This is a genomic window from Aeromonas sobria (genome assembly GCF_006243315.1).
GTDB lineage: Bacteria > Pseudomonadota > Gammaproteobacteria > Enterobacterales > Aeromonadaceae > Aeromonas > Aeromonas sobria_A.
Map to the genome: position 1 here is coordinate 38,941 of NZ_NKWE01000050.1, position 15,641 is coordinate 54,581.

General features: G+C 60.0%; 12 protein-coding genes. 7 read left to right on the forward strand and 5 right to left on the reverse strand.

Going from position 1 to position 15,641, the window contains the following annotated elements; translation table 11 throughout:
• Window positions 1–71 precede the first annotated feature (71 nt).
• The 3 genes from CF137_RS17155 to ligA all read left to right on the forward strand — a co-directional run bounded on the left by CF137_RS17155 (window position 72) and on the right by ligA (window position 6,783).
• Complete coding sequence (locus CF137_RS17155; RefSeq protein WP_139720557.1) at window positions 72–3,446, forward strand: AAA family ATPase; 3,375 nt, start codon at window positions 72–74, stop codon at window positions 3,444–3,446.
• A gap of 15 nt (window positions 3,447–3,461) precedes the next feature.
• Entirely contained in the window at window positions 3,462–4,676 is a 1,215-nt protein-coding gene (gene zipA, locus CF137_RS17160; RefSeq protein ID WP_139720560.1) for a cell division protein ZipA, read from the forward strand.
• Window positions 4,677–4,776: 100 nt separating this feature from the next.
• Window positions 4,777–6,783, forward strand: a complete 2,007-nt coding sequence (gene ligA / locus CF137_RS17165) for an NAD-dependent DNA ligase LigA (protein ID WP_139720562.1) — start codon at window positions 4,777–4,779, stop codon at window positions 6,781–6,783.
• A gap of 82 nt (window positions 6,784–6,865) precedes the next feature.
• Here ligA and CF137_RS17170 read toward each other — a convergent pair whose 3' ends face one another.
• Complete coding sequence (locus CF137_RS17170; RefSeq protein WP_139720565.1) at window positions 6,866–7,840, reverse strand: ABC transporter substrate-binding protein; 975 nt, start codon at window positions 7,838–7,840, stop codon at window positions 6,866–6,868.
• Window positions 7,841–8,286: 446 nt separating this feature from the next.
• On the opposite strand from CF137_RS17170, the gene nrdD reads away from it, so the two are divergent.
• The 4 genes from nrdD to CF137_RS17190 all read left to right on the forward strand — a co-directional run bounded on the left by nrdD (window position 8,287) and on the right by CF137_RS17190 (window position 11,863).
• A complete protein-coding gene (nrdD, locus tag CF137_RS17175) occupies window positions 8,287–10,404 on the forward strand; it encodes an anaerobic ribonucleoside-triphosphate reductase (RefSeq protein ID WP_139720568.1) in 2,118 nt (705 codons plus the stop codon).
• Window positions 10,405–10,547: 143 nt separating this feature from the next.
• Window positions 10,548–11,057 (forward strand): anaerobic ribonucleoside-triphosphate reductase-activating protein, encoded by a 510-nt coding sequence (gene nrdG / locus CF137_RS17180; RefSeq protein WP_139720616.1) that lies wholly within the window; start codon window positions 10,548–10,550, stop codon window positions 11,055–11,057.
• A 64-nt stretch (window positions 11,058–11,121) separates the two neighbouring features.
• Window positions 11,122–11,292 carry a YqaE/Pmp3 family membrane protein gene (locus tag CF137_RS17185; protein ID WP_005343870.1) on the forward strand — a complete coding sequence of 57 codons (171 nt, stop codon included), beginning with the start codon at window positions 11,122–11,124 and terminating at the stop codon, window positions 11,290–11,292.
• A gap of 178 nt (window positions 11,293–11,470) precedes the next feature.
• The gene (locus CF137_RS17190; protein ID WP_139720571.1) at window positions 11,471–11,863 is read left to right on the forward strand and encodes a TonB family protein; all 393 of its coding nucleotides are present in this window, start codon (window positions 11,471–11,473) and stop codon (window positions 11,861–11,863) included.
• Between the two features lie 57 nt (window positions 11,864–11,920).
• Here the strand turns inward: CF137_RS17190 and CF137_RS17195 are convergent, their stop codons facing one another.
• The 4 genes from CF137_RS17195 to CF137_RS17210 all read right to left on the reverse strand — a co-directional run bounded on the left by CF137_RS17195 (window position 11,921) and on the right by CF137_RS17210 (window position 15,640).
• On the reverse strand, window positions 11,921–12,277 hold the full coding sequence (locus tag CF137_RS17195) for an MliC family protein (RefSeq protein ID WP_139720574.1): 357 nt from the start codon (window positions 12,275–12,277) through the stop codon (window positions 11,921–11,923).
• A gap of 99 nt (window positions 12,278–12,376) precedes the next feature.
• Window positions 12,377–13,249, reverse strand: a complete 873-nt coding sequence (locus CF137_RS17200; protein WP_139720577.1) for a beta-1,6-N-acetylglucosaminyltransferase — start codon at window positions 13,247–13,249, stop codon at window positions 12,377–12,379.
• Window positions 13,250–13,612: 363 nt separating this feature from the next.
• On the reverse strand, window positions 13,613–14,371 hold the full coding sequence (locus CF137_RS17205) for a substrate-binding periplasmic protein (RefSeq protein WP_139720579.1): 759 nt from the start codon (window positions 14,369–14,371) through the stop codon (window positions 13,613–13,615).
• 171 nt (window positions 14,372–14,542) lie between these two features.
• A complete protein-coding gene (locus CF137_RS17210; RefSeq protein ID WP_204787381.1) occupies window positions 14,543–15,640 on the reverse strand; it encodes a DUF2955 domain-containing protein in 1,098 nt (365 codons plus the stop codon).
• Window position 15,641: the final 1 nt, after the last annotated feature.

The window sequence follows — 15,641 nt, forward strand, 5'->3', positions numbered from 1 at the left end:
ACAAACATCCCTTTGATTTGGTAAAGTCGCCTGCCCGCCTTCCTTTTATTTCGCCACTGATACAGGTCGCCATGCGTCTGAAACTGATCAAACTCGCCGGCTTCAAGTCGTTCGTCGAGCCGACCCGCATTGAATTATCGGCAGACATGACTGCCGTGGTGGGCCCTAACGGCTGTGGCAAATCCAACGTGATCGATGCGGTGCGCTGGGTGCTGGGAGAGAGCTCTGCCCGCCATCTGCGTGGCGAGAACATGACCGATGTCATCTTCAATGGCTCCATCAATCGCAGCCCCCATGGTCGCGCCTCGGTCGAACTGGTGTTCGACAATCCCCATAACCGGGTCCCCGGTGAATTTGGCCGTTTTACCGAAATTTCGGTGCGCCGCGAAGTGCTGCGCGACGGCTCCAACTATTACCAAATCAACGGCCAGAAGTGCCGCCGCAAGGATGTGACCGACCTCTTCCTTGGCACAGGTCTTGGCCCCCGCAGCTACGCCATCATCGAGCAGGGCACAGTGAGCCGGCTGGTGGAGTCGCGCCCTGCCGACCTCAAGCTCTTTATGGAAGAGGCGGCTGGCGTCTCTCGCTACAAGGAGCGACGCCGCGAAACCGAGCAGCGGATTCGCCACACTCGCGAGAATCTGGAGCGGCTCGGCGATATTCGCGGTGAGCTGGGTGCTCGTCTCGATCACCTTAAATCCCAGGCCGAAACGGCCGAGCGCTATAAGCAGCTCAAGAGCCGTTCGCGCGCCGCGCGCGCCGAGCTTATAGGCTCCGAGTTGTGGGCGCTGGAAACCCGTCTGGGCGAGGCGAAAGCCGAGCTGGCAGAGGCCGAGCAGGCGTTGGCCGCATTGGATGCCAAGCGCACCACCGACGAGGGGCGTCACGTCACCCTGTCGGTAGCCAGACAAGAGGCGCAAGCCGAGCAGGCGAGTCGCCAGCAACAGATCTTTCTCGGCGGGCAGGCCATCGCCCGGCTGGAACAACAGCAACTGCACCAGAGCGAACTGGGGCGTGACTGGCAGGCCCGCACACAGGCGCTGGGCGAGCGGATCGCCACCCGCAAGGCGCAGCTTGCCAGCCAGCAGGATCAGCTGACCGAAGGGGTATTGCGCGGCGAGCAGGAAGACGCCCGGCTGGAGCAGTGTGAGCAGTTGCTCACCGAACAGCAGGAGACCCGCCAGCAGGCCAGCGAGGGACTGGAGCAGGCCCGCCAATGCCAGCAGCAGTGGCAGCAGCAGGTGACCCTGTTACAGGGCCAACTCAACCAGACTCGTGCCCGGTTGGGGGGTCTGCAGGAGCTGCAAGCCAAGACCCGGCTGGCCCGTCTCAAACTGGAAGATGAACGCTCCGGCCCCCTTGGTGCTGAGGCCAACGATCTGCAACCGGCCCTCGATGCACTGAGTGGTGAGTTGGAGCTGACGCGGGCTGCCACTGGCGAGTTGACCGAGCAGCTGGCCTTGGCCGTCGAAGCCCATGAGCAACTCAAGCAGCAGCATGGCCAGCAGCTAGGCCTGCAACGGGAGCTGCAGGCGCGGCAGGGGACGCTGGATCAGATCCTCGGCGAGCAGATGGAGGGGGCGACCCTGGCCGATCGGCTGCAGGTTGCCCCCGAGTGGGCACCGGCGCTCGATAAGGTGCTTGGCCGCTGGCTGACCGCCAACCCTGCTGACGAGTGCAATCTGGCTCAAGAAGGTCTCTGGATTGGCCCGGCGCAACCGGCGATTGCAGGCACCCTGGCGGCGCAACTGGGCGGCGAGCACATTCCCGCCTTCCTCAATGCCATCTGGCTGGTCGAAAGCCGCGAGGCCGCATTGGCCCGCCAGCATACCCTGGCCGCCGGTGAGTCACTGCTGACCAGTGCGGGCGACTGGTTCGGTCCCAACTGGGCAGATCTGGGGCAGGGCGCTGCGCTCGGCACCATGGCACTGCTGGGGGAGCGTGAGCGGTTGCATACCGAGCAGGAGCGCGTTGCCGCGGGGCTGGCGCAACTGGCTGAGCAACTTGTCGCAGCCGATGCTTGGCGCGCGCAACACGCCAGCGCCCAGGAATTGTCGCAGCGAACCCTGCGCGAGCAGGAGCAAAAATGGCAACAACTGCGGGAAGCCTGGAGCCTGCAACAAGGCCAGCGGCAGGAGCGGTTGCAGCGGCTGGGCCAGCTCGGCGAAGAGCTGATCCGGCTCGATCAGGAACAGGCCGAGGAGGCAGCGCGGCTGGCCAGCGCCCATGAACAACTGGAACTTGATGAGGCGCGCCTTGCCGAGTTGCAGGAGCAGGGGGAACCGCTGATCCAAGGGTTGCAGGCCGCCCAGGAGCGGCTGACCCGCTGCGAGCGGGCGGTGGAGGAGGCGCGTTTGCGCCGCGAACAGCAACAGGCTGCCAGCCAGCGTTTGCAGCTGGAGCTGGTTAACTTGCGCCAGTTGCTCACCTTGGGCCAAGAGGAGCTGGCAAGGCTTGGGCTGGATCTGGCCGGGCTCAAGGGGCCTGCGAGTGATGCAGGGCCTGATCTGGGCCCGTTGCTGGCAGATCAACGCAGCCTGGAAGCGCTGCAACTGGCTTGCCAGCAACGCTTGACCGAGTTGGAGCGTCAGCTGAGCGAGCTGGAGCAGGCCAGAAGTGCCGATCACAAGCAGCTGGTGACCCTGCAGGAGAAGCTGGCGACCCTGCGTTTGGAGCGAGAACGCAACCTCACCCGTCGGCAAGGGCTGCACGAACAGTTTGAAGAGCTGGGCGTCCGGCTGGTGGATCTCGAACAGGCGGTACTGATTGCCGCCGATCGGGGAAAATTGCGGCAGGAGATCCAGACTCTGGAGGCGCAAGTGGAGGCACTTGGCGCCATCAATTTGGCGGCGCTGGCGGAGTATGAAGAGGCGAAAACCCGGGCGACTTACCTGGAAAACCAGTGTCAGGATCTCGAACAAGCGTTGGAAACACTGAGCCAAGCCATTAAAAGAATTGATAAAGAGACACAAATACGGTTCCGGGATACTTTCGATAAGGTCAACGAAGATTTAAAATCCCTGTTTCCGAAAGTGTTCGGTGGGGGCAGTGCCTGGCTTGAGTTGACCTCCGATGATCTTTTGGAGGCCGGAGTGAGCATCATGGCGAGACCTCCGGGTAAGAAGAATGCTACCATTGCCCTGCTTTCCGGGGGGGAGAAGGCGTTAACCGCGCTTGCGCTGGTTTTTGCCATCTTCAGACTCAACCCAGCACCATTTTGTTTGCTGGATGAGGTGGATGCACCGCTCGATGAAGTGAACGTCGGTCGCTTCTGTTCTCTTGTCAAAGAGATGTCGAGCACAGTACAGTTCGTTTACATCAGTCATAATAAGGTCTCCATGGAGATGGCTGAGCAGCTGGTTGGCGTCACGATGCAAGAGCCCGGGGTTTCTCGCATTGTGTCGGTCGATATTGGTGCCGCCGTCGCTTTGGCTGAGCAAAACTAGAAAGAGAAGCAGCTAATGCAGGAATTGCGTTACATCTTGGTTGCCCTGGGCGGTATTGCTATTGCGGCATTGCTCATTCACGGGTTGTGGAGCAACAAAAAGAATCGTCAGGCGCCGATCAAAGAGAAACCGGCCGGACGAATGGACTCGAAATCGCGGGATCGTGATAACGACAGCTTCGACAGCGATGGCATCGGCCAGGTGCGCGTGGTCGCTGCTGGCCGTCGTGCCGAACCCAAATTGCACAGCGAAGAGAACCGCCAGCCGGAACTCGCTCGTCGTGCCACTGTTCCTGCGTTTGATGATGAAGACGAGGAAGAGGATCTGCCGCCGCCAGTGCTTCGCAAGCCTGCTGCCCGTCCGGTTCCGCCGCCCCCTGTCTATCAGGAAGAAGAGGACGAATTTGACGATCCTCTGCCAGAGCTTGCCGACGAGGTGCCTGCAGCCCCGGTGCGCAAGCCCGCTCAGGTGATCCGCCGCACCCCGGTACACCGCACTCGTCCCCAGCGCGAGCCGATGATCCAGTCACTGGATGATGAACCGCTGGTCGAGCCTGCTTATGCTACCGCGCCGACCTTTGGGGTTCGTAGCGAGGCCGCCAGAGCCGAGACTGTCCGTAGCGAGACTGCCCGTACCGATAGTGTGCGCAGCGAAACTGTGCGTGCAGAACCGGTCCGTGCCCCCGAGCCGCAATATCAGCCGCAGCCCCGTTATGTGGCGCCTGAGCCGGTATATGAAGAGCCGGTTTATGTGGCTCCTGTTCCCATGGTCGAAGAGCCGCGACTGGCGCCGCAACCGGTTGAGAAGATTTGGCAGGATGTCTATGTCATCAACCTGATGGGCCGTCCGGGTCATGATCTGCAAGGGGCAACCCTGTTGGCCTCTTTGATGGCGTTGGGCTTCAAATTCGGCGAGATGGATATTTTCCACCGTCACGAAGATCCCAATGGCAAGGGCGAAGTGCTTTTCTCGATGATCAATATGGTCAAGCCGGGCACTTTCAACCCGTACCGGATGGAGCAGTTTACTACCCCAGGTGTGTCGCTGTTCATGCAACTGCCGCTGCGTAGCAATACCGCCTTTGCGTTCGAAGATATGCTGCAGGCGGCTGACCAGCTGGCCAGCGATCTCGATGCCATGCTGACGGATATGCATCGTAGCCCGTTGAGCGATGAGACCATCGCCCGCTACCGTCACGAACTGGCTACCTATGAGGCCAGTCGCGACTAATACGCCATGCGGGTCGAATGAATAAAAAGTGCGGTACCCAGGTGCCGCATTTTTATTTCTACCCCTGGCTGGATTTTCAATCACACCTCGAGACTTCTCCATGAGCGAAACCCTCTCCCGCCACCGTCAATTGTGTGAACTGCTTACCGAATATGGTCATCAGTACTATGTGCTGGATAACCCCACAGTACCGGATGCCGAATACGATCGCCTGATGCGCGAACTGCTTGAACTGGAAGCGGCCCACCCCGAGCTGAAAACCCCGGCATCACCCAGCGTGCGGGTCGGTGGCCAGCCGCTGACGGCCTTTAGTCAGGTGCGCCACGAGATCCCCATGCTGAGTCTGGACAACGTATTTAGCAGCGAAGAGCTGCAGGCGTTCGAGCAGCGGATGAGCGATCGCCTCAAGCGTGAGGTGCGCTTCACCTTCTGCTGCGAACCCAAGCTAGATGGTCTGGCGGTAAGCCTGCTCTATGTGGATGGTCAGCTGGTGCAGGCTGCCACCCGGGGTGATGGCGCTACCGGTGAGGAGATCACCGAAAACGTGCGTACCATCAAGGCGATCCCGCTGGTCTTGCGTGGCACTGGCTGGCCTGCCCGGCTGGAAGTGCGTGGCGAAGTCGTTATGCCCAAGGCGGGTTTTGAAGCGATGAATGCCAAGGCGCTGGCTGCTGGTGAGAAGGTGTTCGTCAACCCGCGTAACGCGGCTGCTGGCAGCCTGCGTCAGCTCGATTCGCGCATTACCGCCAGCCGTCCCCTGAGCTTTTATGCCTACGGGGTCGGCGTGGGTGGCGATCAGCTGGGAGATTCCCACTTCGGTCGTCTCAATCAGCTCAAAGAGTGGGGGCTGCCACTCAGCCTTGAGGTGAAGCTCAAAGAGGGGGCTGCCGGTTGTCAGGCGTTCCACGACGACATTCTGGCCCGCCGTGACGAGCTGCCCTATGAGATCGATGGGGTGGTCTACAAGGTGGATGCTATCGCCCTGCAAGAGGAGCTGGGCTTTGTCGCCCGCGCCCCACGCTGGGCTACCGCCCACAAGTTCCCTGCCCAGGAGGAGATGACGGAGCTGGAGAACGTCGAGTTTCAGGTCGGCAGGACCGGCGCCGTAACCCCGGTGGCCAAGCTCAAACCTGTGTTTGTCGGCGGCGTCACCGTTTCCAACGCCACCCTGCATAATGCCGACGAGATTGAACGCCTTGGCGTGATGATCGGCGATACCGTGATCGTGCGGCGTGCCGGGGATGTGATCCCGCAGATCGTCGCCGTGGTAGAGGCGCAGCGCCCAAGCGACGCTCGCGCGATCCTGTTCCCGACCGAGTGTCCGGTTTGTGGCTCTGCGGTGGAGCGGCTGGAAGGGGAAGCGGTTGCCCGCTGCTCAGGCGGCCTGTTCTGCGAGGCGCAGCGTGCGGCGGCCCTCAAGCACTTCGCGGCGCGCCGTGCCATGGATGTGGATGGCCTCGGCGACAAGATTGTCGATCAATTGGTGGACAAGGAACTGGTGAAGACCCCGGCCGATCTGTTCAGCCTCAACGCCATCCAGCTGGCCGGTCTTGAACGGATGGGGCAAAAATCGGCCCTCAATCTGGTGGCGGCTATCGACAAGGCGCGCAGTACCACCCTGCCGCGCTTCCTGTTTGCCTTGGGGATCCGCGAGGTGGGGGAGGCGACCGCGCTTAATCTGGCCAATCACTTCCTCACCCTGGATGCCCTGCGCGCCGCTTCGGTAGAGCTGCTGCTAACGGTCGCCGATGTGGGGGACGTGGTAGCCAAGCATGTTTACTACTTCTTGCGCCAACCCCACAACGTGGAGGTGCTGGAGGCCTTGCTGGCCGCAGGCATCCAGTGGCCAGTGATCGAGCAGAAAGAGGCAAGCGAGCAGCCCTTTGCTGGCAAGACCTTTGTGCTGACCGGTACCTTGACCATCCTCTCTCGCAACGATGCCAAGGCGGCCCTGCAGGCGCTGGGTGCCAAGGTGGCGGGTTCGGTATCTGCCAAGACCGATGTGCTGGTAGCGGGGGAAGCCGCCGGTTCCAAGCTGATCAAGGCTCAGGAGCTCGGCATCACCATCTGGACCGAAGAGGAGCTGCAGCAGGCGTTGCAGGGCTGAATAGCCCTCACCAAGCCTGCTGACCGCAACACCCGATAAAAGAGAACCCGGCATGGCCGGGTTCTCTTTTTTGTTTGGGCGGTCACTCACGCCAGAGGATCTTGTGGCGCCATTTGTCGGGCACGGTGAGCTGCCAGCGGGCCAGTTCGCTCTTGCTGAAGACATACTCGCCGCGCAGTGCTGCGCGGGGGGAGAGGGTGCGGGGCAGGGTGCCTGCCAGTATGCTGTTGATCAGGGCCGCAGCCTGATGCCCCTGATCGTTACCGTCCAGCACCAGTCCACCGATAGCCATCCCCTTGCCGACACTAAACTCCCAGAAACAGAACAGTGGCAGCGGGCTGTTGGCGCTGGTCCACGCCAGCACCGTCTGTTCGCTGACATGCTGGCCCTGCGCATCGACCAGCGTGTGGTAGAGGCCGAGGAAAATGGCCTGATAGCCGTTCTTCTTGGCGTTGAGCACCGCCTCTTGCCAGAGGCTGTAGTCGCCGATCAGCTGACTATTGATCAGGGTTTGGCCAACCCGCAGCTGGGTCTGGGTTTTGAATTCATCCTCGATGGCAGTGAGCGCGACATTGCTGGAATCAAACAGCACCAGCGCCTTGTCGAGCCCCCCCATCAGCTGGCTTATCTCGCTGATGTTGCGTTTGAGCAGGGGCCGCTCCAGTACCCCGGTGATCTTGGGATGGCCGACAAAGCCCTTGAGGCGGGGATTCTCGTTCATGCCGAGAAAGACCACTGGCGTCCCGAGGGCGGCGATCTCATTGGCCAGATAGTTGATGGCGTTGTCATCCCCCAGCACCACCAGATCCGGTTTGCTCTTGAGATAGAAGGCGATGGCCCGTTGGGCGATGTCGTCGAACTCCTCCCGCGAATAGCGTTTGGTATCCATATAGAAGTGAGAAATCTGGTGTTCCCCATCTAATCCATCGAGCAAGCCTTTGTTGTAGCTCTGGTCCCACAGGAATTCGGGATGGTAACTGCTGATCACCAGAATATGGGCGGCATAGAGCGGTAAAGATAGGCTGGTCAGCAGCAATAACAGCAGCGACTTGAGCATAAAGGCTCCGGTATCAAGAGATAGTGTGTGCCTGCTCAGTATGTGTGGTTTTGACTGGCACTGTCATCTTGAAATCGGTGCGGCGAGCCGCGATTTATTTTCAGGTATCAGGATCGGACGCCAGCCCGCACTACGCCTGATTTTGGGTTTATTTGGAGCTTGTTGTGGTTGGTCGTGAACTGTCCCGCTAGCTGAAAAACCTGTTCTGGATCAAGAAATGAGGACGCGCTTTGGTGCCTAATAGACACCACATATGGGCATGCATTCGTTTTTAATCCCTATATGTTGTGTTATTAAGCTGTGCATAAGCTGTTCCCTTCCTATCTTCAGCCCGGGTTTGTCAAGCCTCGGCTGAATTTATTTGTGTCCAGGATGAGACGCCGGGAGGGGGGCCTAACAAGGGTGAGCCAAGGGCAGATTGCCTGGCCTTTTAACGGGGAAATTCGATGAAACCGGTTGTGATCAAACGTGACGGATGTCGCGCACCATTCAATGCCCAGCTGATTGCAGAGGCGGTCAGCCGTGCGGCGGAAGCGGTCAATCAGGCCAGTTCAGCTCTGGCACAGCGTATCTCAAGCGCGGTCAGTCAGGAGCTGGAAGGGCGTGGTGAAGTCGATATCCACGAGATCCAGAACCGGGTCGAAAACCACCTGATGGCGTCCGACGACAAGGCCATCGCCCGTGCCTATATCGAATATCGCCACGATCGTGATCAGGCCCGCGAGGCGCGCGGTCGTCTGGCGCAGGAGATCCGTGGTCTGGTCGAGCAGACCAATGCTGCCCTGCTCAACGAGAACGCCAACAAAGACTCCAAGGTGATCCCGACCCAGCGCGACCTGCTGGCCGGTATCGTCGCCAAGCACTATGCCACCAGCCACATGCTGCCCCGTGATGTGGTTCAGGCCCACGAGAGCGGTGATCTGCACTTCCACGATCTCGACTACTCCCCCTTCTTCCCGATGTTCAACTGCATGTTGATCGATCTGAAAGGGATGCTGACTCACGGCTTCAAAATGGGCAATGCGGAGATCGATACCCCAAAATCGATCAGCACCGCCACCGCCGTGACTGCCCAGATCATCGCCCAGGTGGCGAGCCACATCTATGGTGGCACCACCATCAATCGCATCGATGAAGTGCTGGCACCCTATGTGACCATCAGCTGGCAGAAGCACCGTGAAGTGGCCGAAGAGTGGGGCATTGCCGATGTGGACGCCTACGCCATGGCCCGCACCGAGAAAGAGTGCTACGACGCCTTCCAGTCGCTGGAGTACGAAGTAAACACCCTGCACACCGCCAACGGTCAGACCCCGTTCGTCACCTTCGGCTTTGGCCTGGGCGACTGCTGGGAGTCGCGGCTGATCCAGCGCGCCATCCTCAGCAACCGCATCGCCGGGCTGGGTAAGAACAAGAAAACTGCGGTGTTCCCGAAACTGGTGTTCGCCATCAAGGATGGCCTCAACCATAAGGTCGGGGACCCCAACTACGACATCAAGCAGCTGGCGCTGGAGTGTGCCTCCAAGCGGATGTATCCGGACATCCTCAACTACGATCAGGTAGTGAAAGTGACCGGCTCCTTCAAGACCCCCATGGGCTGCCGCTCCTTCCTCGGCGCGTACGAGGAGAATGGCGAGCTGATCCACGAAGGCCGCAACAACATTGGCGTGGTGAGCCTCAACTTGCCGCGTATCGCTTTGAAATCCCGTGATGAAGCGGACTTCTGGGATCGTCTGGATGCCGCCCTGCGGGTGGCCAAGAAGGCGCTGATGTATCGCATTGAACGCCTCGACGGGGTCAAGGCCCGGGTTGCGCCGATCCTCTATATGGAAGGGGCCTGTGGCGTGCGTCTGAAGGCAGACGACAACGTCAGCGAGATCTTCAAGAACGGCCGCGCCTCCATTTCGCTGGGTTATATCGGGGTTCACGAGACCATCAACGCCCTGTTTGGCGGCGACACCCATCTGTTTGATAGTGAGATGCTGCGCCAAAAGGCGATCGCCATCATCGAGCGCCTCAAGGCGGCGACCGATGCGTGGAAGGACGAGACCGGCTACGGTTTCAGCCTCTACTCCACCCCGAGCGAGAACCTCTGCACCCGCTTCTGCCGCATCGACGCCAAGGAGTTTGGTGTGGTGGCGGGCGTGACCGACAAGGGTTACTACACCAACAGCTTCCACCTCGATGTGGAGAAGCAGGTCAACCCGTACGACAAGCTGGACTTCGAGGCGCCCTATCCGCCCATCGCCAGCGGCGGCTTCATCTGCTACGGCGAGTACCCCAACATCCAGCACAACCTGGAAGCGCTCGAAAACGTCTGGGACTACAGCTATGACAAGGTGCCCTATTACGGTACCAACACCCCCATCGACGAGTGCTACGACTGCGGCTTTACCGGCGAGTTCGAATGCACTTCCAAGGGCTTTACCTGCCCGCGCTGCGGCAACCACGACCCCGCCAAGGTGTCGGTAACCCGCCGTGTCTGCGGCTATCTTGGCAGCCCGGATGCGCGCCCCTTCAATGCGGGCAAGCAGGAAGAAGTGAAGCGCCGCGTCAAACATATGTAAGCCGTGCCCTCACCCTAGCCCTCTCCCAAGGGGAGAGGGAACCGGCCGATGTGCTGTTTGCGCTGCTTTGCTCCCTTCTCCTGCTCACTTGAAAAAGAGTGGGAGAAGGGGCGGGGATGAGGGGGCCGTAATAGAGAGAGATGATGCACTACCACCAATACTACCCGGTCGATGTGATCAACGGCCCCGGCACCCGTGCCACCCTGTTTGTCTCCGGTTGCGAACATCAGTGCCCGGGTTGCTACAACCAGAGCACTTGGCGGCTCGATGGCGGCCAGCCATTCGATCAGGGGATGAGCAATCGCATCATTGCGGATCTCAATGACACGCGGATCAAACGGCGAGGTCTGTCGCTCTCCGGTGGCGATCCGCTCCATCCCGCCAACGTGCCCCACGTGCTGGCGCTGGTGAAGCGGGTGCGCGCCGAGTGTCCCGGCAAGGATATCTGGTGCTGGACCGGCTACCGGCTCAGCGAGCTCTCCGCTGCCCAGCGCGAGCTGGTTGCCTTGCTGGATGTGCTGGTGGATGGCCGGTTTGAAAAAGCGCTGGCGGACCCCGGTCTGCTCTGGCGTGGCAGCAGCAATCAGCAGATCCACGACCTCAATGGCTGGCGTGAAACGGGTGAGCGGATCCCCTGTCTGGTTTGCAGTTGAAGCCCGGGATGTTTATGGTTAGCCCATCCCTATTTCGACGACATCATTGACGAGGAGAGCCGAGATGAACAATCTGCTCAAGATCCTGCTGGCCATTTTCCTGCCCCCGGTGTGCGCTTTTATCCAAGTGGGTTTTAGCCTGCACTTTTTAATCAACATTGTGCTGACCCTGCTGGGCGGTCTGCCGGGCATGGTCCATGCGCTCTGGCTGGTGGTGAGCGACAAGCGCGGCTGATGCCACCGGCTGACTAATGAGCTTATTGACGACAAAAGGGCCAACCTCTCGGGGTTGGCCCTTTTGTTCATGTTCATACGAATACTTTTTAGTTAGGATGGGTGACTGACCAATTGGGGCGCGAGTTGAGCGCCCTGCAGTCCGGCAACAAGAGCCGGCAAAGAACAGGGAGCGTTATATGAAGTGGAAAGTCGCAGTATGGTCAGGTCTGGCAGTGACACTGTTGTTGGGGTGCTCATCCCGTCAGGAGGTGGCGCGCGAGCGCGCTCCGATCGTTATCCCCCTTGAGCAGCTTTCCAGCTACTGGATTCAGGAAAATAAGTGGTCATGGTTCGGTGATGATCAACCGGTATTGCCTGCCAAACCGGTCAAGGGGTTCGTGGAAGTGCGTTACCAGATCGACTCCAACGGTACGCCAATCAAGCCGGAAGTGGTGGCCGCAGATCCCCCCGGCGAGCTGGAGCAGAGCGCGCTGGCGACCCTTTCGCGGATCCGCTATAGCCCGGCAGAGGGCAACCCGGATGCCATTCCGGTCGAGGTGATCAACCGCTTCGACATCGAGATCAACTGATCCCCCCGGCATTCTGATGCCAGCGAAACAGAGACCCCGGCCAGGCCGGGGTCACGTTTATTGCTGCTTGCAGTCACGATAGACGGTCTGCCACTCACCGTTTTTGTCACGCATCTCGACAAAGCCCTCACTCCCCTTGTTCCACCAGACGGCCTCATGCTCGTCCGTATAGCGGGCACCGGAGGCCGAGATGGCCTGGGGCAGGGTGTAATCTTTGCCATCGGGCAGCGACAGCTTGATAAAGCCGAGGCTCTCGTCGGAGAGGGAGAAGTAGCGCACCTGCACCTTCTTGCCCTGCTCGCACTGGTAGCTGACCGGCTCGCCACCGGTGACGGAGAGGGAATTACCCTGATTGCAGCCAGCGAGCCCCCCGAGCGCCAGCATGCCGATGGTCATCATATGAGCTTTTTTCATGATTGCAGTCCCATTTATGTCATCCGAGCATGAGACTAACAGCTTGATGATGATCTGCAATGGCTGCTCTGGCGTCTGCGTCGGTAGTTGTCCGGAACCTCATGCCAGCGCAGGCTCGGCTCGGAGGGTATTTGCCACCGGTTGGGCCAGCACCCCTTCCAGAATGTCGAGGATCTGGCTGTCGATGGTCTCATCGAACTTGCGAGCGAACAGATGATCGCTTTGCAGCAGCGCAGTGGCATCTTCCGCCAGATAGTCCCGCGGCCTTAGCTTGATGTCTCCCATGGGGATCCAGTCGATGGCCCGCTTGTCGTCGTTGACGATGCGGCCCTGATAGCTGGTGTTCATGATCACGGTCTGGAAGAACCCTTCATCGGCGATCAGGGTGTTCTGATAGAACGTTTTGAAGCGATCCACCTCGGGGCTGTGGCTGACAAATTCACAGAAAGCGCGGCTCAGGATCATCCACTGGTTGCCAATGTAGGGGATGACTCCCTCCAGATAGGGGCGGGTGGCGACCTGTTCACAGATCAGTTCCCGCTCAGTCTCGGTCACATAGTGATCGATGCGGTGCAAGGTATCGGGGCGCAGCTTGCGCTGATCGAGCACTTTGAGGAAATCTTTGCCGCTGTGGTCGCGCAAGAAGCTGTGGATCTGCTCCTGGGTGCGCAGCGGAAAGTCCTGGGCGCTCAGATTGATGAAGAACTCCCATTCCACCCCCTGCTTCAGCAGTGCCGCTATGCCGCGCAATTCGGCATCCACCAGACTGTATCCTCCCCACAGCGCATTCTTGCTCGCGAGCAGCGAGGCATTGGGATAATCGCTGAGGAAGCCGGCGATCTCCTGCTGCAGCTCCGGGCCCGAGCTTTTATCGACGTGGATCAGGTAGTGATTACTGTCGTGGTAGATCGCCTTGAACAGGCGCTTGAACTGGCCGGGATAGCGATGAACCAGAATGAAGTAGGCAATCATGGCGGTGTGTCCTGTGTTGGCGGCAGGGCAGCGCCAAACAGCAGGCAGCTTCAGGCGGATGGCGTGAAGCGGGTTCCCGTCGGGCTGACCATTGTCGCAATAAAAGAGAGTGAAACGCATATGGCAACAGTGAGAACAAGCTGCGATGGGGGGAGATGCGCCTTATGGCATCGGGTCAATACAGCCGGTCTGGCAACGTCAGGTTGAGGATGAGAGGGGGGCAAGGGGTGCCCAGGCGGGTGACTCTTTTGCATGACAAGCCTGTCATCAGGTGCAGAGCGCAAGCAGCCGGTAAGTGAGGGGGCACAGTAGCACGGTTCGGGCGGGCAGCGTCATATATCGCCACCGCCGGATAAAAACTGTTCAATGGAGTCCGAGTTTGGCCTCAAAATCTCGCACCAGCCACTCATAGGTGCCGTTGTTTTTGATCTTCTGCAACCCCTGTTCGAACCGTTTGGCCAGCGCTTCCCCTTGCGGATGGTGGCGGGAGAAGGCGAGCCAGAAGCCATCGGTGGAGAGCTTGCCAACCTTGATCACCTTGCCGGTCAGTAGCTTCTGCTGGATCTTGAGATAGCCCGGCATACCGTTCATCAGGATGTAGTCGACCCGGCCACGCACCAGCATCTCGAGGATCTGGGCATCTGATTTGGCCTGAAAGCGGGTGATCCTAGGGTTCTCCATAAAATCGGTGGGATAGGTGTAACCGAGCGTGATACCCACCCGCTTGCCCTCCAGCGAGGTGAGCTTGAGATCCCGTTGCGGGTCGCTGGCAAGGGCGAAGATGGCGAGATCCTCCTCGAACATGGGGGTATCGTGCCAGTGGTACTGGTAGCGGTTCTCTTCGGTGATGGTGGCGTTGAAGCACCCCGCAAGTTTGCCATTTTTTGCATCGTGCATGCAGCGGGCGAAGGGGAGGGTGCGAAACACAATCTCGATCCCTTCGGCTGCGAACACTGCCTTGACCAGCTCCGGCGTCAGTCCGCGGGGCTGGCCATCCTCCTTGTTGCGCTCGCAATAGGGGGCCCAGTCATCTTCGGCACCAATGAGCAGCGGGGCGGCCCCGAGTGGGCTGGTGGCCAGCAATACCAGACAAACCAGCCATTTTTTTAACAACGGAACCATAGGTACACCTCATCGACAGCAGCCTTACAAGCATAGCCACACTTCTGCGCTGACCTGTGGTGGCAGGAGGATTGGTGAGGGAGGTAAACGAGGGAGAGAAAAAAGCCCCGGCAGTCGACGGGGCAAAAACGAGCTCATCCATGGGCTGACAATAGTGTTTACAACAGGAAATCAATAGCCAAAGCGGGTCGCTTCGCAGCGGTTGAGCAACCGGTGGGCGAGGTAGCAGGCCAGCAGGGTGACCACGATGGCAAACAGGATGCTGCTCACCCGGTAGAGGGCGCTGAACACCAGATCGTTACCCGGGGTGAGGTATTGGCCAAACAGGATGCCGAGGGTGGTGAGGGCACCAAAGCCGACCCCCGAGCCGCCCGCCTCCTTGACGTGGGCATGGCTGAACAGCATGGCGCCGAGCCACAGCAGCGGGGCGACCAGCAGCAGTTGCCCTGACCAGTCATAGAGCACCAGCTGGCCGAGCAGGCCAAAGGTGACCCCCAGCAAGGTGCCCATCGCCCGTTTGCGGGCATAACTGAGGGCACCATTCCAGTGCATGGGGAACAGCACCAGCAAGGTGGTGGCCTGAGCAGACATGGAGTCGCGCAGATCAAACACCTGAAACACCAGAAACGACAGGGTGGCCACAGTGGCGCCCAGCAGGGCTTCATGGCGCATCCGGTGCGGCGCCTTGGGGGCCGAGGCGGGCTTGGGTCTGGCCTCCACATCCGGGATCAGCATGGTCATCAGATAGGCGATCAGCACCGACAGCACATTCGCCCAGATATTGTTGAGGATCAGATCGTTGAGGTCGGTCTGCGGATAGCTGGCAAAGTGCAGCATGATGCTGAGGCTCAGCACCCCGTTGGCCCCGAACAGAAACAGGCTGCCCCGCGACATGGCGGCGAAGCGGTAGAGAAACAGCAGAAAGGCGATGGGGGTCATCAGCGCCGGATGGCCGCCAAACAGCCCCCCCAGCAGCCCGACTTCCACCCCACAGACCGCTGCCGCCGCGATCAGCTGGCGGGCGGCATGGCTATTCATCACCGGCACCATCCCCAGCAGCAGCACCGGTGTGACCGTGTAGAAGACCCCGTAACTCCAGCCAAACAGCTTGCAGAGCAGAAAGCCCGTGGTGCAGCCAAAGGCGATGCGCAGGCACTGGCGCAGCTCGTTGCCGGTGAGGGGCCGATACCAGAGGTGGGTGGCAGCCCCGCCGCTGGGGTGGGCCGCGGCGGTATTGGCCGACGGCTGAGTGGCGTGATGAGTAGACACT